Source organism: Kitasatospora sp. NBC_01560, assembly GCF_045208415.1.
Classification (GTDB): domain Bacteria; phylum Actinomycetota; class Actinomycetes; order Streptomycetales; family Streptomycetaceae; genus Kitasatospora.
Map to the genome: position 1 here is coordinate 1,035,724 of NZ_CP109364.1, position 21,123 is coordinate 1,056,846.

General features: G+C 75.0%; 15 protein-coding genes. 8 read left to right on the forward strand and 7 right to left on the reverse strand.

The window, feature by feature from the left end:
* Positions 1–152: 152 nt before the first annotated feature.
* The 4 genes from OH807_RS04485 to OH807_RS04500 all read right to left on the reverse strand — a co-directional run bounded on the left by OH807_RS04485 (position 153) and on the right by OH807_RS04500 (position 7,619).
* Positions 153–4,376, reverse strand: coding sequence for a CHAT domain-containing protein (locus OH807_RS04485; protein WP_406194113.1), 4,224 nt, complete (start codon positions 4,374–4,376; stop codon positions 153–155).
* A 115-nt stretch (positions 4,377–4,491) separates the two neighbouring features.
* Positions 4,492–5,454, reverse strand: coding sequence for a hypothetical protein (locus OH807_RS04490; protein ID WP_406194115.1), 963 nt, complete (start codon positions 5,452–5,454; stop codon positions 4,492–4,494).
* A gap of 12 nt (positions 5,455–5,466) precedes the next feature.
* Positions 5,467–5,901: a hypothetical protein gene (locus OH807_RS04495; protein WP_406194118.1), complete on the reverse strand. Its 435-nt coding sequence runs from the start codon at positions 5,899–5,901 to the stop codon at positions 5,467–5,469.
* Positions 5,902–6,269: 368 nt separating this feature from the next.
* Positions 6,270–7,619 carry an acyltransferase gene (locus OH807_RS04500; protein WP_406194121.1) on the reverse strand — a complete coding sequence of 450 codons (1,350 nt, stop codon included), beginning with the start codon at positions 7,617–7,619 and terminating at the stop codon, positions 6,270–6,272.
* Positions 7,620–7,865: 246 nt separating this feature from the next.
* Here OH807_RS04500 and OH807_RS04505 point away from each other — a divergent pair, with 246 nt between their 5' ends.
* From OH807_RS04505 to OH807_RS04520, 4 genes are all read left to right on the forward strand, one after another.
* Positions 7,866–10,226: an FHA domain-containing protein gene (locus OH807_RS04505; protein WP_406194123.1), complete on the forward strand. Its 2,361-nt coding sequence runs from the start codon at positions 7,866–7,868 to the stop codon at positions 10,224–10,226.
* Positions 10,227–10,319: 93 nt separating this feature from the next.
* Positions 10,320–10,889, forward strand: coding sequence for a hypothetical protein (locus OH807_RS04510; RefSeq protein ID WP_406194126.1), 570 nt, complete (start codon positions 10,320–10,322; stop codon positions 10,887–10,889).
* A gap of 68 nt (positions 10,890–10,957) precedes the next feature.
* Complete coding sequence (locus OH807_RS04515; RefSeq protein WP_406210698.1) at positions 10,958–11,998, forward strand: serine/threonine-protein kinase; 1,041 nt, start codon at positions 10,958–10,960, stop codon at positions 11,996–11,998.
* Between the two features lie 100 nt (positions 11,999–12,098).
* Positions 12,099–12,473 carry a DUF1304 domain-containing protein gene (locus tag OH807_RS04520; RefSeq protein ID WP_406194129.1) on the forward strand — a complete coding sequence of 125 codons (375 nt, stop codon included), beginning with the start codon at positions 12,099–12,101 and terminating at the stop codon, positions 12,471–12,473.
* Positions 12,474–12,647: 174 nt separating this feature from the next.
* On the opposite strand, the gene OH807_RS04525 is transcribed toward OH807_RS04520, so the two are convergent.
* Positions 12,648–13,991 carry a streptophobe family protein gene (locus OH807_RS04525; RefSeq protein ID WP_406194132.1) on the reverse strand — a complete coding sequence of 448 codons (1,344 nt, stop codon included), beginning with the start codon at positions 13,989–13,991 and terminating at the stop codon, positions 12,648–12,650.
* A 518-nt stretch (positions 13,992–14,509) separates the two neighbouring features.
* Here OH807_RS04525 and OH807_RS04530 point away from each other — a divergent pair.
* Both OH807_RS04530 and OH807_RS04535 read left to right on the forward strand, forming a co-directional pair.
* On the forward strand, positions 14,510–15,751 hold the full coding sequence (locus tag OH807_RS04530; protein WP_406194134.1) for a DUF6777 domain-containing protein: 1,242 nt from the start codon (positions 14,510–14,512) through the stop codon (positions 15,749–15,751).
* A gap of 221 nt (positions 15,752–15,972) precedes the next feature.
* Positions 15,973–17,574, forward strand: coding sequence for an MFS transporter (locus OH807_RS04535; protein WP_406194137.1), 1,602 nt, complete (start codon positions 15,973–15,975; stop codon positions 17,572–17,574).
* Positions 17,575–17,913: 339 nt separating this feature from the next.
* On the opposite strand, the gene OH807_RS04540 is transcribed toward OH807_RS04535, so the two are convergent.
* Together OH807_RS04540 and OH807_RS04545 are read right to left on the reverse strand one after the other, a co-directional pair.
* A complete protein-coding gene (locus OH807_RS04540; protein WP_406194140.1) occupies positions 17,914–18,258 on the reverse strand; it encodes a hypothetical protein in 345 nt (114 codons plus the stop codon).
* Positions 18,259–18,424: 166 nt separating this feature from the next.
* Positions 18,425–18,883 carry a hypothetical protein gene (locus OH807_RS04545; RefSeq protein WP_406194142.1) on the reverse strand — a complete coding sequence of 153 codons (459 nt, stop codon included), beginning with the start codon at positions 18,881–18,883 and terminating at the stop codon, positions 18,425–18,427.
* 232 nt (positions 18,884–19,115) lie between these two features.
* On the opposite strand from OH807_RS04545, the gene OH807_RS04550 reads away from it, so the two are divergent.
* Both OH807_RS04550 and OH807_RS04555 read left to right on the forward strand, forming a co-directional pair.
* A complete protein-coding gene (locus tag OH807_RS04550; RefSeq protein ID WP_406194145.1) occupies positions 19,116–20,228 on the forward strand; it encodes a substrate-binding domain-containing protein in 1,113 nt (370 codons plus the stop codon).
* 66 nt (positions 20,229–20,294) lie between these two features.
* Positions 20,295–21,074, forward strand: coding sequence for an ATP-binding cassette domain-containing protein (locus OH807_RS04555; protein WP_406194147.1), 780 nt, complete (start codon positions 20,295–20,297; stop codon positions 21,072–21,074).
* The last annotated feature ends 49 nt before the right edge of the window (positions 21,075–21,123 follow it).

Sequence of the window (21,123 nt, forward strand, 5' to 3'; positions counted from 1 at the left end):
CCCTGCGGCACGTCCCGGTACCCGGGCGGCGCAGCCCCGCGCAGCCCCGCGCAGCCCCGGACGGATTGCCCCGCAGGGCCTCCGCCAGTAGGTGCCGGCAGCAGGGCAGGCACGGTTCACCCGATCTGGGCAGACGATGCCAAAACGCCCAGTCAGGCGCCCGAGTGCAGGTACGCGGCCCAGAGCGAGGGCAATCCGCTCAGGTCCATCGGGGCGGGCAGGTCGTAGCCGTCACGGATCAGACGGACGGCCCGGTGGAGCGCGTACGCCGAGCGGTCCGGGTCCAGGCCCCCGGCCCCGCTTCCCAGCGCATCGTAGAACAACTCGGCTACGGTGACCGCGAGTTCGTCGTCGATCTCCCACAGCGTGCCGATCACGTGGGGGAACCCGGCGAGCTGGAAGGCCGAGGTGAGGTGGATGGCCTCGTCGAGCAGCTCGGCGGTGTCGACGGCCGCCGTCCGGCAGGCCGAGAGGTAGGCCAGCCGGGCCCGTCCCAGTTCGACGGCGGCGAGGCCCGCGACGGTGAGCGGGTCGTCCGCGTGGTCGTGCAGCAGGAGCAGGCTCCGGGAGGGGTCGGCGGGGTCGCTCGAACCGTGGCAGCAGAAGTGCGCGATCGAGCAGTCCGGCAGCCGCTCCAGGACGGCGGCCTTCGTCGGCACCGGCAACCTCCGGTCGGTCGGATCCTCGCCGGGGCCCGGCTCCCGCAACAGCACCGGGGCCGGCAGCCGTTCGAGCAGGACCGCCTCCTCCTTCCCGACGTACCTCAGCCGTCCGTCTCGGGGCAGGCCGGGCGTGGTCGGCATCGCCACGACCAGGCTGCGCGCCGGCCCGGCCGCGGCGGCGGTCCGGGCGCGTTCACGGGCGTGGCGCAGCGCGCGGATCGTCGGGGTGTAGGAGGAGACGACCCGGTCCATCACCGTGCGCCGGTCCGGACGGTCGCGCGGGTCGTCGTGGTGGCCCGCGGCATGCAAGGGGAGCAGCCCCAGCAAGCCGCCCGGCACCCACCACACCCGCGGCCAGTCCTTCGTGTCGCCGGGCTGTCCGCGGAACCCCAGCGCGTGCAGCACAGGGCCCGCGGCCGCGTCCCACAGCCACCGCAGGACCTCGGCCATGGCGGCCTCGGCCGCGACCCGCTCGTCCTGGTCCGGGCTCGATGTGTCCCGTTGCGCCCGCAGGAAGGTATCGATCCGTTCGACCAGGGGCTGCAAAGCCAGGTCTGGCAGGTTCAGGGTCCGGATCCCGCATTCGGTGACCAGCAGTGCGTCACTGCGGTACGCGCTGGTGTTGAACACCACGATGGGGCCGTGGGTCACCTGGGCGCGGAGTTCGGCCGGGGCGGGTGGCAGCGCAAAGGTGTGGAAGCCTTCCAGTGCGCGGATCTCCGCCAGCAGGTCGGCGAAGTCCCGGGCGAGCAAGTGCCGTTCGCGCGGCGGCTCGTCCGCGGCCGGCCCGTCCGTCGCCGTTCCGCTGCCGGTCGACCCGGGGACGGCGCTGCCGGGTGCGGGTCCGGCGACGTCGGCGGGGCTGTCGAGCCGCTCCCGCAGGTCGCTGAAGCGCTCGGCGAGTTCGCGGTGGTCCTTGCGCAGGTCGGTCAGGTCGTTGCGGGTCTCCAGGGCCTGGCTGAGCAGGACGGCCCGGCCGGTCTCCAGCAGGCCCAGGGCGCGTTCGGCACGTCCGGCGGGGGTGCCGCCCGGAGCGGCGAGGGCCAGCGCGGCGGCGTCGCCGACCAGCCCCGCGAACTGGGCCATGGCGTACTGCTGGTCGCCGCGGGCCAGGCGCCGGGGCGCCACCTGCGGCAGCAGCAGAACCGCGCTCTCCGCCGCGGCCGCCGCGCCGGCCGGGTCGCCCGACGCGGCGAGCAGGCCCGCCGCCTGGCCCGCCTCCATGATCCGGCGGCCGGGCGTGGCGGACCGGACCTTCGAGGCCGCCAGTCGGCAGGAGATCGCCTCGCGCAGGTCGGCGGGCTGCTGCGTCTGCTGGTAGCGGGTCAGCAGGCTGTCGGCGAGGTTGGACAGGCCCAACGCGTAGTCGGGGTGGTGGGCGGGAACCGCGGCCACCGTCTCGGTCAGGCGGTCGATCGCCGCGTCCAGGTCGGCGGGCGACTTCGTCAGTTCGAACCTACGCCGGAGCGTGCCGCCGAGGTTGTTCAGCATCGCGGCCCGTTCGAGGTTGTCCGCCGGGGCGGCGGCCACCGCCTCGGTCAGGCGGTCGATCGCCGCGTCCAGGTCGGCGGGCGACTTCGTCAGTTCGAACCTGCGCTGGAGCGCGCCGCCGAGGTTGGTCAGGATGCCGGCCAGGCCGGGCGTGCCCCCGGCGTGGGACACCGCCTCCGTGAAGCAGTTGATCGCGCCGTCCAGGTCCGTGACCCGCTTCCTCCGGTCGTAGCGGGAGCGCAGGGCCATGCCGAGCTTGGACAGCCGCACTGCGCGCTGGGGGTGGCCGGCGGGGGTGAGGGTGACCGCCCGGGTCAGGCAGTCGACGGCGGCGTCCGCGTCCGCGGCCGTGACCAGCCGTTCGCTCCGGTGCCGCAGCGCGTTACCGAGGTTGGTCAGTGGGACCGAGCGTTCGTCGTCGTCCTCGGCGGCCTCCGCCGCCGCCCGGAAGTGGTCGACCGCGGCGTCCAGGTCTTCCAGTGCTCCCGTCCGATCGAAGCGGGCCCGCAGCGCCATGCCGAGGCCGTTGAGGACGCCGGCCCGGTGCAGCAGCTCCGGCGGCGTGGACTTCAGCAGCTCCGTCAGGTGACCGACGGCGGCGTCCGTGTCCGCCAGCGTTCCCATCAGCTCGCCCCGCTTGCCCAATGCGCCGCCGAGCGCGAGGAGCAGCGAGGCCCGCTCGGGGTGGTCCGGTGGAGCGGTGGGCGCTGCGGCGCGGGTTTCGTCGATCACGGCGTCCAGGTCCGCCATTCGACCGGACAGCTCGAAGCGGACCTGCAGCGCGTGGGTGAGCCGGGCCAGCCGCGTCGTCCGGTCCGGACGGTCAGGGGGACCGGCCTGCCCGGGAGCGTCGTCCGGAACGGCGGCCACGGCCTGCCGCAGGTAGTCGATCGCGGTGGCCACGTCTGCGAGCGACCGCTGCGTGAGGCCACGATCGATGAGCACGCCGCCGAGGTGGAACCGCTGCGTGGCGCGCTCGTCCGGGTCGACGGCGGCGACCACCGCCATGCTGAAGTGGTCGATCGCCGCGTCCAGGTCGGCAGGCCGGGCCGTCCTCAGGTAGCGCAGGCGCAGGCACTCACCGAGGTGGCACAGCCTTCTGGCCAGGTCGGGGTGGCCGGGCGGGGTCGCCGCCACGGTCTCCCGGAAACGGTCGATCGCGGCGTCCGCGTCAGCCACCACGCCCGTGTGCAGGAAACGGAAGCGAAGGGCCTCACCAAGGTCGAACAGGCTCTCGGCGCGATCGGCGGCATCCGTCGCGGCGGCCACTGCGGCCTCGGAGCGCTCGACCAGGTCCTGAGTGCCCGCCCGTGCCTCCCGGTCCCCGGACCGGTGCTCGGACAACTCCTGCCGGAGGGCCAGGATCCCGGCCCGCTCGGAGTGGTCGGGGGCGGCGATGGTCGACGCCTCCTCCACGTGCGCGACCGCCGCATCCAGGTCGGCCGCCGCGCCCGCCCAGGCAAACCTGTCGCGCAGCGCCAGCGCCAGGTTGAGCAGCGCGATCGGGCGGTCGAAGGCGTCGATCGAGACGTCGACGGCGAGGCGGAGGACACGGATCGCTTCCGCCAGGTCCGCTGCTCGGGACCGCCGTGCGAAACGCCGCCGCAGGGCGTTCCCCAGGTTGTTCAGCCGCAGCGCCCGGTCGGGGTGGTCGGCGGGGCCGGCGGCCTCCGCGGCCCGGCCCGCCTCGATGATGGCGTCCAAGTCCGCCGGGTCGTCCAGTCGGTTGTAGCGGTCCTCCAGCGCGATCCCGAGGTGGAACAGCCGGTCGGCGCGGTAGCGGTGGTCGGCCGGGGTGGCCCGGACGATGCGCTGCCACAGCCCCACCGCGTGGGAGAGCACACCGGGGTCGGGGGAGAACTGCGAGCGCTCCAGCAGCTCGGTGGCGTCCGGGACGGCGGCCCTGGCGAGGTTCGGCAGCATGTCCTCGGGCAGGTCGGGCAGATCGGGCCGATCGGGCTGGCCGAGGAAGAAGCACAGCCCGAACGCCTCGTTGGCCGCCTCGAAGTCGTCCTGGTCCGCGCCCTCGGGCAGGGCCAGGTATCGGAAGAAGTGGAACCAGCCGAGCACGTACGCCGCATCGGGGTCGCCGTTCGCGTAGTACCCGGCCACCGCCCGGGCTTCGTCGAGCGCCGCGGGCTCCAGCAGCAGGGCCGGGTTCTCCTCGTCCTCGGACCGGTTGACCCGGGCCCACAGCGCGGCCAGTCGTGCCGTACGCGTCATGTCGCTGTCCACTCATCCTCCGTGAGGACGGTCCCACTGGACCGGGAACGTTCGGACCGGTCCGCGGCGGACGTGCCGCGCCGGGTCGGTTCGGGTCGGTTCGGGTCGTACGGGGTCAGGCCGGCAGCGTCGGCGCGGTACCACCTGCGGTCGCGGACGCGGTCGAGGGCGGGCGGGGGACCAGGAGTTCGGCGAGGCGCGCGCCGTCGGCGGCGGTGAGTGGGCCCGCGCAGTCGAGGCCGAGCCTGCGCGCCAAGTCGACCGCGTGCAGCCGGACGACGGCCTCCAGGAGGGTGGCGTAGCCGTCGGCAGCGGCCCGGAAGCGGTGGTGCCCGGTGAGGGCGAGGACGGCCGCGACGATCAGCGCGGGCCACCACCACAGGGCCAGCGGCAGGTACAGCACGGCCCAGGCGGTGAGCGTCGCCGCGCGGGCCAAGGCCTGCCGGGCGGCGGTGACCTCGGCGCGCGGCGGGTCGGGGAGGGTGAGCCACAGGTACGGCCAGAGCGCGGCCAGGTCGAGCCCGTAGTGGCGTCGGACGCGCAGCGCGGCAAGGTGGACGCGGTCTCCGCTCCAAGTGGGCCGCACGGGCTCCTCGGCACCGACGCGGTGCACGGCCGCGCGCGCCTCGGCCGCGGCCTCCGAAGCGGCCGGGCGGGAGGCAGGGTCGGCGATGTGGGCCTGGGCCCGCGCCCGGCCGGCCAGTTCGCGCCGGTGCTGCCAGCGTGCGTGCCGCCGCCGGGTGGCGAGGTCCGCCAAGGTACGGACGCCGGCGGGCCATCCGCGCCAGTCGGCGGCCAGGTGCAGCCGTTCGACCAGGGAGCCGAGCGCCTGCACGACCACTCCGACTCCGGCGGCCGCGACGCCCACGGCGGCGAGCAGCACCGCCTGGCCGCCGAACGTGCCGAGCGCTGGGGCCTTCGCCCAGGCGCCGACCCGGTCGGACAGCCCGGCAGCGTCGAACGGGTGCGCGTGCCCGAGCAGGTCCGCCGCCACCCCGACGGCCAGGTAGAGCGCGCCCGGCAGGACCAGCAGGGTGAGCCACTTCTCGGCGAGTTTCTTCCCCAGTTCCGCGAGCACACCGCCCACCCCTCAGTCCTCGCGGCGCAGTAGCAGGTCGCCGTTCGCGGCGCACCGAGGCGCCCCGGCGGAAGCGTCGGGCCGCTCGTGGCGCAGGCAGAGCTGTAGCGGACACAGCAGTAAGGGTTCGGTCGGCACGGCGTGGTCGACCCCCGCCGTGAACAGGCCCCGCGCGTTCCTGTCGTCCGCGCCGGTGTAGGCGTCCAGCCCGCGCCGGTCGCCGGTGGCCCGCAGCGTCCGGTGCAGCGCTTCGAGCAGGTCGGGCAGTTCCCGATCGTCCCGGGCCTGCGCCAGGAGGTCGGGCAGCTCCCGATCGTCCCGGGCCTGTGCCAGGACGGCGTCCAGGGGCATCTCGGCACCCAGGGCGCTGCCACGGAGCCGCTCGCGGATCTCCGACTCGTGCGCGCACGCCCCGGCGAGCCTCAACGCGCTTTCCCTGTCGAGCACTTGTACTCTCCCCCCGATCGTCCGACCGGATCCGGGCAGGTCTGGCCCGCGCTCCCGGTCGGCCCCCGCCCCCGTACGGGCACTGTGCCACGGATGTGTTGACGGCGTTGTGCAGTCAGGCGGTTCGCCGCGTGATCGTGACGGAGCCGTAGTCGATCGTGTGGAGAGCGATGAGATCCGGTGGACATCGACCGGGCCGGAGCCTCCGTGTCCCCGTTCGCTACCGGTCATGACGAACACGACAGCGCCCCAACGCCCGGGACCGGCGCAATATGCCGGGGGCCACGTCGACGAGCAACCACCCGACAGCCTCCGGCTCCATCACGCCGGCGGCGATCCACTGAGCCCCGTGCCGAACCCGCCCCGGCTCAGAGCACCTTGGGCACGGCGGCGGCCACCGCCGGCAGCACGTCCGCCGGATCGCGGTGGCGGTGCAGCGCCGCCCGCCCCTCGGCGCCGCGCAGCCGGGCGGCCAGCCGGACCGGCAGGACGACGCTGGCCAGCAGGCCGGTGCCGTGGAACCCCTCGACCGTCCAGCAGACCCACGGGATCGGGTAGTTGGCGGCCGGGCTGAAGAACACCGGCCGCTGCCCCTGGAACGCCACCTGGTACGCGCCGAACCGGCTCCAGTTCGAGAAGCTGAACCGCCGCCGCTCCGGATCGAAGCCGAGCGGGACGCACTCACGCAGCCGGAGCCGCCCGAGCGACTCCAGGAAGGACAGGTTGGCCCGGAGGTTGAGGTGCTCGGCGGTGAAGTTCTCGACGGCCGTGCGCACGGCGGCGGCGAGCGCGGCCGGCCCGTCCTGGGGCTGCTGCGGCAGGTGGATCTCGCTCAGCAGGTTGCCCACCAGGGACGCCGGCAGGCCGAGCGGGCGGCGTACGTTCACCGGGACGGTGAGCCAGCGCTCCTCCCGGTCGCCGTCCAACTCGCGGATCACCGAGACGACATGGGCGAGGAGGGCGTCCCCCGAGGAGAGCCGGCGGCCCGCCGTCGCGGCGAACTCCGTGCGCATCCGGTCGAGTTCGGCGTCGCCGAAGTAGATCTGGACGGTCCGGTTGGCGCGCGGGCCGGCCGCCACCTCGCGGGCCAGGACGGCCGCCTCGGCCGGGGACGGCAGCCGGAAGCCGGGCCGTCCGCAGTCCTCCGCGGGCAGCACCTTGTCCAGCAGGGCGTCCTGGTCCTCGACGAGCCGGACCTCGGGCAGTTCCTCGCCCTCCACCGCGGCGGACCACGCCTGCATCAGCAGCATGAAGCTCTGCAGGTCGCCGATCGCGTGGTGCCAGGAGCAGCCGAGCACCGTGCCGCCGGCCGAGGGCCGGGTGACGCGCACGGTGAACAGCGGCACGCCGCCGTTCCGCGCGGCCGGGGCGTCCACCGGGTCGACCAGCTGGGCGCCGGCCGCGGTCACCCGGCCCATCGCCTCGGCGAGGGTGCCGTCCACGGTGTAGCTGTCCATCGGCACGCCGGCGTCGTCGCAGACCGCCGTGAGCATCCCGTCGACGGTGCGCAGCCGGCCGGCGAACACCGGCACCCGCTCCAGCGCCCGGGCGAGCCCGGCGGCGAGCCGGTCCTCGTCCAGCGCGCGTTCGAAGAAGAGCACCACGGAGACCGAGAGGTCGGCGAGCATGGTGTCCACCAGCCCGCAGTGCAGGACCGTTCCCGGTGCCCGGCCGGCCCGGACGAGCCGGGATTCGCGCAACTGCGGCCAGACGCTCATGGGTCCATCCCGGGGGCTCGCAAGGAGTCGTGTGCTTCACCCCGGGCGGTGGGGCGGCACCCCGAACGATAGGGCAGCGGACCCGCACGGAGCCAGTGGTCCAGTCCAATTTTCCGAACCGGCCGGGCCCGGCGCCCCCGCCGGGCCCGGCCACCCCGCCTCCGCCCCGCCCCGGCTCCACCCCTCCTCCGCCCCGCCCCGGCTCCCATCCTGCTGGGCCCGCCCGGCCGGACTAGACTCCCAGGCATGGGAGAGCGCGCTGGCGCGCCCGTCGCGCCGCCTCTGGTTCTCGTCACCGGTTCGGATTCGCAGCTGATCGATCCGCGCCGGGCGTACCACGTCGGCCGCGACCCGACGAGCGAGATCGTCATCGACGACCCGCGGGTGTCCTGGCACCACGCCGTGCTGCGCGCCACCGAGGGCCACTGGCTGCTGGAGGACGTCGGCAGCACCAACGGCACCTTCACCGAGGGCCACCGCGTCGAGCACGAGGATGTCGGCCCCGGCACGCTGCTGCGGTTCGGCGATCCGGACGGCCCGGCCGCGTCCTTCGCCGGCCTGCCCGCGCCGGCCGCCGGGGAACGGCCCTCGCTGATCGCCCCGCAGGCCTCCGGCGTCTTCCGCCAGCCCAGCGCCGTCATCCGGCTGCCCGGCCGGACGGTGCGGATCGGCCGCGCCGGCGACAACGACCTCGTCCTGGACGACCTGGTGGTCTCCCGCCACCACGCCGAACTGCGCACGCTCCCCGACGGCGGCCACGAGATCGTCGACCTGGCCAGCCACAACGGCACCTACGTCAACGGCAGCCCGGTGGAGCGCGCCCCGGTCGGCCCGGCCGACATCGTCGGCATCGGCCACTCGGCCCTCTGCCTGTCCGGCGACGAACTGGTCGAGTACACCGACACCGGCGAGGTCTCGCTCAACGTCCAGGGCCTGGTGGTGCGGGTCGGCCCCGACCACCGGGTGCTGCTGGACGACGTCGGCTTCCCGCTCGCCGAGAAGGCCCTGCTCGCCGTCGCCGGCCCGAGCGGCGCCGGCAAGTCCACCCTGCTCAACGCCCTGACCGGCCTGCGCCCCGCCGACGACGGCACCGTCCTCTACGACGGGCGCGACCTCTACCGCGACTACGCCGAGCTGCGCCGCCGGATCGGCCTGGTGCCGCAGGACGACATCCTGCACACCCAGCTCACCGTCCGGCGGGCCCTCGCCTACGCGGCCGAATTACGATTCCCCGGCGACACCACGCGCGAGGAGCGGGAGGCCCGGGTCGACGAGGTGATCCACGAACTCGGCCTGGACGCCCGGGCCGACCTGGTGATCTCCAGCCTCTCCGGCGGCCAGCGCAAGCGCGTCAGCGTCGCCCTCGAACTGCTCACCAAGCCCTCGCTGCTCTTCCTCGACGAGCCCACCTCCGGGCTGGACCCGGGCATGGAGCGCTCGGTGATGCGGATGCTGCGCGATCTGGCCGACGACGGCCGCACCGTCGTCGTGGTCACCCACAGCGTGCTCAGCCTGGGCGTCTGCGACCGGCTGCTGGTGCTCGCCCCCGGCGGCCGCACCGCCTACTACGGCCCGCCCGACGAGGCCCTCCCGTACTTCGGCTACACCGAGTGGCCGGAGGCCTTCGAGGCGTTCGACAGCGAGGACCACGCCACCTGGCAGCAGCGCTTCCGGGAGTCCCCGCAGTACCTTCGGTACGTGACCGCCGGCGCGGTGCCAGCCGTCCCGGTAGGCCGACCCGGCCCCGCCGGGGGCCGGATCGGCCCGGAGAAGCCGCAGGGCTGGTTCTCCCAGCTGGGCACCCTCGTCCGCCGCTACACCTCGGTGCTGGCCGCCGACCGGCTCTTCCTCACCGTGATGATCGCGCTGCCGTTCATCATCGGCATCATGTGCCGGGCGATGGCCGGCTCCCGGATCTCCTCCGACAACGCCATCAACGTGCTGCTCACGCTCTGCATCGGCGGGCTGCTCACCGGCTCCGCCAACGCCGTCCGCGAGATCGTCAAGGAACGGCCGATCTACCAGCGGGAACGCGTGGTCGGCCTGTCCAGATCGGCGTACCTGGCGTCCAAGGTGGTGGTGCTCGGCACGATCACGGTGGCCCAGGCCGTCGTGCTGACCACCGTCGGCCTGGCGGGCGTCGACCTCAGCCCGACGCTGCCGAACGGCGTGGCGGTGCAGACCGGGGTGGTGCTGCCACCCCTGGCCGAGCTGATCATCGCCGTCGCGCTGCTCTCCTTCTCCGCCATGATGCTCGGCCTGCTGGTCTCGGCGCTGGTCAGCAAGGAGGAGGCCACCATGCCGATGCTGGTGCTCCTCTCGGTGGTGCAGATCGTGTTCAGCGGAGCCATGCTGAAGCTGCACGGGGTGCCCGGCCTGGAGCAGTTCGCCTGGCTGGTGCCGTCCCGCTGGGGTCTGGCCGCGATGGCCCAGACCATCGATCTGCACACGGTCTTCCCCACCGCCATCACCGCCGATCCGCTGTTCCGGCCCGACCGGTCCGTCTGGCTCCGCTGCATGGGCCTGCTGGTGGGCCTGTCGGTGGTGCTCGGCATCGCCGTGCTGGCGCTGCTGCGCCGGCAGGAGCCCGCGATCATGCGCAAGTAGCGGGCCCCGGCGGCGCGGGGCGGGAGCAGCGGTGCCGATGGACGCAGTCAGCAGTTCGAGCAACGGAAGCAGCCGGGAGACAGGCAGCCGCCCATGGAAGAGTTCGCGTTCCGCCCGACCCACGTCGCCGCACCGAGCGGGATGGCGACCTGGGCGTCGCCGGCCGCCACGCTGTCCTCGACGCCGCTGGACCCGCTGCTCCCGGTGCGGCTGATCGACCGGCGGGGCGACTGGGCGCAGGTGCTCTGCTCCAACGGCTGGTCCACCTGGGTGGACGGCCGGCTGCTGGTCGCCCTCCCCGACGCGCCGCCGGCCGCCACCGGGCCGCCGTCCCGGACCGCGGACCCGCGCCCGGCGCTGGCCGAGGCCGAGGGGGTGCTGGCGTACTACCGCTCGCTGCTGGAGGACCTCGCGGCCGGCCGCGACGACCTGGAGACCTTCCGGGACCGCGCCCGCGGCCGGCGGATCGGGCTGGTCGTCGACGGCGAGGCGCTCTGGCTGTTCGACCCGGTGCACGACCGCTGGTGCTACTGCGACGGCCTCCAGCTCCAGACCTACGCGACGTCCGGGCGCCCGCAGTCCGGGCCGCGCTCCGGTCCGGGCACTCCACCGGCCGCACCCTCCCCGAGCGGGTACGAGCCCACCCGGACGGGTGAGCCGTGATCCGCCCCGAGGCCCCGGGCGGCGGTGGCGGGCGCGGGCCGGAGGCCGACGCGGGCCTCCCGTCCGGCATGGTCGGCAGCAAGCTGGCCGGCTACCGGCTGGAGGCCGAGATCGGGCGCGGCGGCATGGCGGTCGTCTACCGGGCCAAGGACCTGCGGCTGGGCCGGACCGTCGCGGTCAAGCTGCTGGCCCCCGAGCTGGCCCGCAACGAGGTGTTCCGGCAGCGGTTCATGCACGAGTCGGAGGCCGCCGCCGCGATCGACCACCCGCACATCATCCCGGTGTTCGAGGCGAGCGAGGCCGACGGCATCCTGTTCATCGCGATGCGCTACGTGCAGGGCGGCGACCTGCGCGGCCTGATGAACCGGGACGGCCCGTTCCCCGGTGAGCGGGCGGCCCGGCTGACCCTGCAGATCGCCTCGGCGCTGGACGCCGCGCACGACCGCGACCTCGTCCACCGCGACGTCAAACCCGGCAACGTGCTGGTCGCCGCCGGCACGGACAGCGAGCACCCGGAGCACCTCTACCTGGCCGACTTCGGCCTCACCAAGAAGTCCCTCTCCCTCAGCGGCCTGACCAGCGTCGGCCAGATCGTCGGCACGCTGGACTACGCGGCGCCCGAGCAGATCTCCGGCCACCCGCTGGACGGCCGCTGCGACCAGTACAGCCTGGCCTGCGTGGTGTTCGAGATGCTGGCCGGGCGGCCGCCGTTCCGCCGCGAGAGCGACCTCGCGCTGCTCTGGGCCCACCTCAACGACCCGCCGCCCTCGCTCCGCGAGCACCGGCCCGACCTGCCCGAGGCGGTGGACACCGTGATGACCCGGGCGCTCGCCAAGGAGCCCGTGCAACGGTTCGGCGACTGCCTCACGTTCGCCGGCGCGCTGCGCGCCGCGATCGCCGCCCCCGGCCCGCCCTCCGCCGACCCGTGGCAGGCGGCCGGGCCGCCGACCAGGGTCGTCCCGGCCCGCAGCCGGGCCGTACCGGACCCGCCCGCCCCTGCGGCCGCCGCACCCGCGCCACCGGCCGCGGCCGCCCCGCCCGCCCCTCCGACGCCCGTCCCGCCGGCGCCGCCCTGGGCCGCCCCGGTCGTCCACCCGCCGCCGCCCTGAGCCGCCCGGCCCGGGGCCGCCCCGGGCCCCGCCGGCCCGGGGTGCTCCGCGCCCCGGCCCCTCCCGCACGCCGAGCCCGATCCCCGCCCGCGGAGCCGCCATGAACGCCGTCAGCCAGGTCTTCGCCCTGATCGCTGCCGCGATCCACGTGATCGCCTGGCCGCTGGAGAGCTTCCTCTACGGGCACCCGCGGGTCCGCTACCTGCTCACCGGCAGCACGGCGGACGCTCCCGAGGTGCGGCTGTGGCGGTTCAACGTCGGCTTCTACAACCTGTTCCTGGCGCTCGGCCTCGCCGCCGGCGTGACGGCCCTGCACACCGGGCACGGCACGAGCGGCCGTGCGCTGGTCGTGTACGTCTGCGCCTTCATGCTCGCCGGCGGGATCATCCTCTTCGTCTCCGAGCGCCGGCTCTGGCGGGTGGCCCTCGCCCAGGCCGTGCCGCCGGCCGTGGTCCTGCTCGCCGACCTGTTCTGAGCACCGGACCGGGCTGCACCGGACCGTGCCAGAACCGGACTGTGCCGCGGACCCGGGCTGCACCGGACCGTGCCGCGGACCGGGCTGCACCGGACCGTGCCGCGGACCGGGCTGCTCCGGGCCCGGGCGCGGGCCCGCCCGGCGAAGCCCGCCCTACGCCCGGCGAAGCCCGCCCTACGGGGTGCCCGGACGGCCGTTGCGGCCGCGGCGCAGGAGCGGGGCGATCAGCCCGCCCAGCCAGCCCGCCAGCAGGCCCCACCCCGCCGCCAGCGGCACCGCCACCAGGAGCTGCGGCTGCAGCTCCAGCTTCCCGCCGCCGAGGCCGGCCAGCGGGTCGGTGCCCCCGAGGACGGACCCGAGGAGGTCACCGAGACCGCCCTCGCCGACCCCGACGCCGAGCACCGAGAGGCCGTAGTCCGCGGAGACCCGTGACCAGACGCCCACCAGCAGCATGGTGACGGCCGCCGCGACCCCCAGCCTGACGGCGTGCCGCCAGGGCCGGACGTCGCGCGGCGAGCGGTACGCCGTCAGGACGCCCGCCCCGAGCATCAGGACGGCGGCCACCGGCAGCAGCCACCAGGCCCGGGCGTCCTGCTCGGCGAGCGTGCCGAGGCTGATCGTGGCCTCCTGGCCGTCCGCCCCGCGCATCACCGCGGCCAGCGTCTTGGGCACCGGCAGCCCGATCGCGCCGACCAGCTGACCGTGCCACTCGGCACCGAGCCCGACCCCGAAACCGAGCCAGGCCAGGTTGGGCAGGGCCAGCAGCAGCACGGCCGCCGTCTCCCGGGCGTTCCCGTTGACGACGACGGTGAGCAGGCCGGCGACGAGTCCGATCACCACGTACACGAGCAGGAGCAGCACCATCGCGAAGGCGGCCGGCCGGACGGCCTGCTGGAACGGCAGGAGGCCGCGCGGCAGCGGCGCCCGGCGGGAGACGGCGAAGACGGCCGCCAGGACCACCAGCAGCCAGAGCAGGCCGAGGCCGATCGTGCTCGCCGCCTCGGCGTGGAAGCCGACCTCCGGGGTCAGCCCCAGGGCGCCGCCGAGCTGCTGGACGAGGTCGTTGCCCAGCGTGACGGTGAAGCTGTGCCGGGCGGCCACGGTGAGCAGCACCAGGGCCACCACCCAGACGGCGGCCGTCCGGGCCACCCGTCCGAGCAGTTCGGCGCCGTGGACGACGGCCCGGAAGCGCAGCTGGCGCAGGAACACCTCGGCCATCACCAGGGCGCCGACCAGACCGACGGTCAGTGGCATGGCGGTGATCCCCGCGTCCACCTGGGCGAAGGAGCCGGCGCCGCCGTCGAGCTGGACGGAGCCGCCGACGGCGAGCACCAGCGCCGCGGCCAGGACCGACGGGAACCCGCCGCCCGGGAGGGAGCCGGCGCCGGCCGCCCAGAGGCCGAGCGCGGCGACCGCCGCCATCGCGGCGAGCCCCGCGACGACCACGGCGAGTGCGTCCAGCCAGCCGCGCAGGGCGCCGGGCGGGCCGGCCGCCACGGTGGGGGGCTCCGGGTGCATGGGGGCTCCTGTGGACTCGGGTGCCCCCCTCGCGTCTGAGTCCAGATTCACCCAGGACGGCCCGGCGCGCGCTGCGCGGTGCGGCGGTCGGCGCACCACCTGCTGTTGCGGTCGCGGACCGGCCGGGGCAGAAATGGAACCCGGTGGGGGAGCACTGCTGGGCCGGCCGTTTCGCCGGCCGCCTGCGAAACGGAGCCTCGATGAGTTCCCAACCGCCCCCCTACGGCCCGCCCTCCGGGCCCCCGTCCGGCCCACCGTCGGGCCCGCCGTCCGGTCCGCTCTCCGGGCCCAAGTCCGGCCCGCCCTCCGGTCCACCGTCGGTTCCCCCGTCCGGCCCCTCCGGTTCGGGCGGTTATTCGGGGCCGGGCGGTTACTCCGGTGGAGCATCCGGCGGGCCTCCCGGTGGAACGCCGGGCGGCCCGGCCGGCGGCGCACCGGGCGGCCCCTCCGGCGGTGCACCCGGCGGCCCCTCGGGCGGGCGCCCGACGCCGTGGTGGCGCTCCGGCAAGAAACTCGCCGTGGTCGGCGGCACCGCGGTGCTGGCCGTGGTGGCCACGGTGCTGATCGTCAACAACAACAGCAGCAAGCCGTCCGACGCCATCCCCGCCGCCAACGAGGTGGCGCTGCAGATGCCGGCGGACCCGGGCCCGGCGCCGTTCACCCAGTCGGTGGAAACGGCCTCGGTCTCCGCGCCGCCCGCGGCGGGCGGGGCCACGAGCAGCGCCGCGGGCTCCCCGACCGGCATCCACAGCGTCCAGGGCAGCTCGGCCGGGCTGTACGCCGGGTCGATGTCCCAGGCCAGCTGTGACGTGGAGCGGCTGATCACGATGACCTCGACGGGTGACACCGGCCGGGCCTGGGCCTCCGTCCAGGGCATCCAGCAGTCCGCGATCCCGAGCTACCTGCGCTCGCTGACCTCGGCCTACCTCCGGGTGGACACCCGGGTGACCAACCACGGCTACAAGAGCGGCGCGGTGTCCAGCTACCAGTCGGTGCTACAGGCGGGTACCGCCGTCCTGGTCGACTCGCAGGGAGTGCCGCGGGTGCGGTGCGCCTGCGGCAATCCGCTGACGCCGCCCTCGCTGGTGACCGACGCCAAGTACACCGGCAAGAGCTGGACGGGCTTCCAGCCGTCCACGCTGGTCGTCGTGGTGCCCGCGCCCCAGCCGGTGACCGAGATCATCCTGGTGAACGTCGCCACCGGCGGCTGGTTCGCCCGGGTGACCGGGCAGATCAAGGTGGAGGACCATCCGGTGCAGCCGCCGAAGGAGCTGGCGCCGGGCATTCCGCCGGCCGCGCCGATGAAGCCGCTCTCGCCCTCGGCGAGCGTGTCGGGTTCGACGTCGGCGAGCACCTCGGGCTCGCACTCGGCGAGCAGCTCCGGCGCGAGCTCCGGCCCGAGCTCGGGCTCGACCTCGGGCTCGACCGGCCCGTCCACCGGAACGGCCTCGGCGTCGCACTCCTCCGGTACGCCGTCCGGGCCGTCGTCCACGGCGAGCACCGCCTCGTCCCCGCCCTCCACCGCCTCCTCGGCCCCGCCGTCCTCGGTGACGAAGTCGGCCGCCCCCTCCACGGCGAGCGTGGCGCCGTCCACCGCGACGGTCACGGCGAGCACGGCGACGGCCACGGTGGGCACGGCGACGGCGACGACGACGACCACGGCGACCGGCACGACCACGGCGGCCACCGTGGCCTGTGCGACCGTCCTCCCGTCGACGCTCCCGCCGTGTCCGACGGCCACCGGCGGCGGGCCCAGCTGACCCGCGCGAGCCTCGGCCCGCCGCACGGCGGCGGGCGCCCCGGACTCTCCGGGGCGCCCGCCGCCGTGCTGTCGTCCGGGCACGGGGGACCAGCAAGGTTGGAATATCAAACTCACTACCGCTAGGGTGAGTCCCGTTCTCGAACCGACCGGCCTTGCATCCTCCTGGAGCCCCCGTGACCCATCCCCTCCCCGCCGGTTCGCGCGCCCCGGAGGTGCCCGATGCCGCGCAGTGACCGCAGCACCGACGGCCGTACCGACGGCCGTACCGACGGCCGTACCGACCGCAGTACCGGTCCCAGCACCGGTCCCAGCACCGGTCCCAGCACCGGCCGCAGCACCAGCCGGCTCCCCGAGCGCGGTGGCATCGTCCTGCTGGCCGCCTGCCTCGGCCTCTTCACCGCCTTCGTCCAGACCACCCAGACCATCGGCACCCTCGCCGCCGTCCGCACCGACCTCGGCCTCGACTCCGCCGACCTGGTCTGGATCCCGAGCACGTACACCCTGGTGGTGGCCTCCGTGGTGCTGGGCGCGGGTGCCTTCGCCGACCGCTGGGGGCGGCGGCGGATCTTCCTGCTGGGCACTCTCGCGATGGCCGCCGGCGGCCTCGTCCTGGTCTTCGCTCACAGCCTGCCGGCCGTCCTCGCCGGACAGGCCGTGGCCGGCCTCGGCGGCGCCCTGATCACCCCCAGCTCGCTCGCCCTCGTCACCCACGCCTTCCCCGACCCCCGGCGCCGGGCCGGGGCGATCTCCGCCTGGGCCGCCGCCTCGGGCGTCGGCCTCGCGCTCGGGCCGATCACCGCCGGCCTGGCCCTGCGCTGGTCGACCTGGCACACCGCGTTCTGGCTCGGCCCCGTCGTCGCCGCCCTCGCCGCCGCCGCGGCGCTCGCGGGCGTGCCGGAGTCCCGGGCCGAGGGCGGCCGGCTGGACTGGCCCGGCCAGCTGCTCGCCACCGCCGGCGCGGCCCTGCTGATCTACTGGCTGATCGACGGCGGCCACCACGGCTACACCGCCGGCGCGCCGCTCGCCGCCGGCGCCGCCTCCGTCGTCCTGCTCACCGCCTTCGTCGTGGTCGAACTGCGCCGCGACCGGCCCCTGCTCGACCTCCGGCTGATGCGCAACCCCTCCTACGGCGCCGCCCTGCTGCTGGCCGCCACGGTGCTCTTCGGCTTCGTCGGCCTCGCACTGCTCCAGGTGCTCTGGCTGCAGCAGGTCCGCGGCCTGACCGCGCTCCAGGTGGGCGTCCAGCTCCTCGCGGAGTTCGCCACCTTCATCCTCGCCTCGGTGATCGCCGGGCTGCTCGGCCGGCGGGTCGGACCGGCGCCGCTGATCGTCACCGGGCTGCTGCTGGCCGCCGCCGGCGCCGCGCTGTTCGCCCGCGTCGGGCCGGCCGACACCTTCGCCGACTACGCCCCGGCCCTGGTGGTGCTCGGCTTCGGCTGCGGCCTGGCCAACGCGCCGTCCACCGCGCTGGCCGTCGGCCAGGTGCCGCCCGGCAAGGAGGGCGTGGCCGCCGGCACGGTCAACGCCGCCCGCCAGGCCGGCGCGGTGCTCGGCACCAGCATCCTCGGCACCCTGATGACCACCCGGTTCGAGGAGCACCTCGGCGGGCTCGGCCGGCCCCGGCCGGCCGAGGTGGCCTCGGCGTTCACCGACGCGGTCGGCCACGCGGTCGCGGTCGGCGCGGTCGTCCTGCTCGCCGGGGTCGCGGTCGGCGCCGCCCTGCTGGCGCTCGCCCGGCGCGGCCGGACCGCTCCGGCCGCGGTGCCCCTGACGGGGCCGGCGGCGGACGCACGGCCCGCGGCCGAGGTCCGGCGCGGCTGAGCCCCTCCCGTCCGAACGGCCGGCCCGCCGGACGCACCCGGCGGGCCGGCCGCGCTCAGCCGCGGAAGTCCGCGGGGCGGCGGCGGGCCCACCTCCCGGCGCTCGGAGGCCCGGGGCAGCTACCCGTCCATCCACTCCCGGCGGAGCGGCCGGAGCGCGCCCGGCAGCGCCGTTCCCCGCACCGCCCGGCCACCCGCCCCTCCCGACACCGCCCGGAATCGACCGGAACCACCCGGAATCGACCGGAATCGACCGGCACCGCCCGAACGCACCGGGCCGCCGCCCGAAGGCGACGGCCCGGATCACGTCACGCCCTGCTGCCGGCCCCCGTCGGGCGGGCTACGGCTGTTCCTCGTGGTGGCCGCAGATCCAGGCCAGCGCACCGTAGGCGCCCAGCGCGTAGTCCGCGTCCACCTCCCGCCCGGCGCCCGCGCGGATCTCCACCGCGGCGGCCTGGAACTCGGCGAGCAGCTGGGCCCGGCACGGCCCGACCGCCCCGACGGCCGCAGCCGCCGTCACCGGGCCTCCCACCTGGGCTCCGACCGCCCAGCGGTAGGCGCCCACCACGCCGTACTCGTAGCGCGTCCACGGTGGCCGGCGGCCGTTCGCCTCCTCCAACGCGGCGAACACCTCCGCCACCGAGCGCACACCCACCGCCACCATCGTCGTCTCGTCGCCAGTCATGCCCTTGACGCTACGGCCGCACCCGCGACCGCGCCCGGCACCGGCGCGCGGCGTCCAGGGCCGGCGGGGCATGGCGCGGCCCGGACCGGCGGCTGCGGCCCGCTCCCGGCCGCCACCCGCCGCTGAGCCGGCCGGGTGAACCCGGCGCACGGCCGCGGGCCCGCGATCAGCGGCTCTCGATGCCGACCATGCCGTGCAGCAACAGGCCCGCCGCCCGCGCGGCGTCCAGGCTCCGGGTGAACGCCGCCACCCGTTCCTCCGGCTCCAGCCCCATCAGGCCGGCCGGCCAGGTGCCGGGCGGGACCACGATCACCACCACTCCCCCGCGCCGCTCGGCGGCGGACAGCCAGCCGGGCGAGACCGCCACCCCCGAGGCCGGCTCCCAGACCTGCCGGCCGCCCACCAGCACCAGCCGCTCGAACCGCTGCCCGCCCACCTCCACCACCCCGGTGGTCGCCGGCGGCTCGCCCGCCGCGAGCAGGAACCCGCTGTCCACGGCATCCGCGACCAGCTCGCCGTGCAGCCGCGCGCCGACCTCCACGATCGCCTCCGCGAACAGCGCACCCGCCGCCTCGCGCACCGCGAACGCCCACACCATCGGCGCCCGCCGCGCGTCACCCGCCACCTCGTCCGTCACACCTTGCCCAACGACCGGGCGGGCCCGACCGCTTCCCCGGTCGGCCGGCCGATCCCGCGGAGTGCGGTGGCGGCGCGCCCGCTCCGCCGGTTCCGGCCCCGGACCGGAACCGGATCCGTCGCGGGGCTGCCTTACCCGTTCGGCCCAGCCCGGATCGTGCCGTCGGGCCGATGTTCACACACTCGTATACGGGGGTGGACTCAACCGGAGAGGCATCCTCATGAGCAACGCCCTTCGCCGCGCCCTCGCGGCGGCCGTAGTGGTTTCCGTCGGGGTCGGTCTGGCGTCCTGCGGCAGTGCAAAGCAGTCGACCGGCAGCACGTCCTCGGGCAGCGCGAGCGGGACCGCGGTCGGGGCGGTTCGCATCGGTCTGCTCCTGCCGGAGACCAAGACCACCAGGTACGAGCAGTTCGACCGCCCGCTGATCGAGCAGAGGATCAAGGAGCTGGCGCCGGACGCGCAGATCGACTACTACAACGCCAACCAGGACGCGACCACCCAGCAGACGCAGGTCGACACCGCCCTGACCAAGGGCGACAAGGTGCTGATCCTGGACGCGGTGGACGCCAAGTCGATCCAGTCCTCCGTCCAGAAGGCCCACGACGCGGGCGTCAAGGTGATCGCCTACGACCGGCTGGCCCAGGGGCCGGTCGACGCGTACGTCTCCTTCGACAACCACAAGGTCGGCCAACTGCAGGGCGAGGCCCTGGTGGCGGCGGTGGGGGACAAGGCGAACGCCGGGTCGATCATCATGATCAACGGCTCGCCCACCGACCCCAACGCGGCCGACTTCAAGGCCGGCGCGCACAGCGCCATCGACGGCAAGCTCAAGATCGGCAAGGAGTACGACACGCCGAACTGGGACCCGAACAACGCCAACCAGGAGGCCGCGGCGGGCATCACCGCGATCGGCCCGGCCAACGTGGTCGGCATCTACTCCGCCAACGACGGCATGGCCGCGGGCATCGCCACCGCGCAGAAGGCGGCCGGGATCAACACGCCGCTCACCGGTCAGGACGCCCAGCTCGACGCCATCCAGCGCATCCTGATCAACACCCAGACCATGACCATCTACAAGCCGTTCAAGCCGGAGACCGACGCCGCGGCCCGGATGGCCGTCGCCTTCGCCGCCGGCCAGACGCCCGCCCCCTCCCTCGTGCCGACGACGGCGACCAACGGCAGCAACAACAAGACGCTGGCCAACCTGATCACGCCCGTCGTCGTCAACAAGGACAACATCAAGACCACCGTGGTCCAGGACGGCCTCTACACCGTCGCCCAGATCTGCACGCCGGACTACGCCTCCGCCTGCACCGCGGCCGGCCTCCAGTAACCCGGCACTACCCCGACACGAGCTGCCCCGCCTTCCCCCGAAGGCGGGGCAAGGGAGTTGGTCACTGTGGCAGGTGAGACCGTACTGGCCCTGCGCGGGGTCTCCAAACGGTTCGGCGCCGTCCAGGCGCTCACCGACATCGAGTTGGAGGTGCACGCCGGCGAAGTGCTGGCCCTGGTCGGCGACAACGGCGCCGGCAAGTCGACGCTGGTCAAGTCGATCGCCGGCGTGCACCAGCCGGACGAGGGCGTCATCGAGTGGCACGGCAAGCCGGTGGCCATCCACCGCCCGCAGGACGCCCAGCAGTTGGGTGTGGCGACGGTCTACCAGGACCTCGCGCTCTGCGACAACCTCGACGTGGTCGGCAACCTCTTCCTCGGGCGCGAGATCCGGCGCTTCACCATCCTCGACGAGGTCGAGATGGAGAAGCGCTCCCGAGAGCTGCTGGACACCCTCTCGATCCGGATCCCCAGCGTGCGGATCCCCGTCGCCTCGCTCTCCGGCGGCCAGCGCCAGGTGGTGGCCATCGCCCGCGCCCTGATCGGCTCGCCGAAGGTCGTGATGCTGGACGAGCCGACCGCCGCACTCGGCGTCGAGCAGACCGCGCAGGTGCTCGACCTCGTCGAGCGGCTCCGCGAGCGCGGCCTCGGAGTGGTCCTGATCAGCCACAACATGGCGGACGTCATGGCCGTCGCCGACACCGTCGCGGTGCTGCGGCTCGGCCGCAACAACGGCGTCTTCGACAAACGCTCCACCAACCAGGAACAGATCATCTCCGCCATCACCGGCGCCACGGACAACGCCGTGACCCGCCGGCAGGCCCGCGGCACGGAGGGCTCCCAGTGACCGACAACACTCCGGGCGGCGACGAGGGCCGTCATCACGTCCCCCTGCC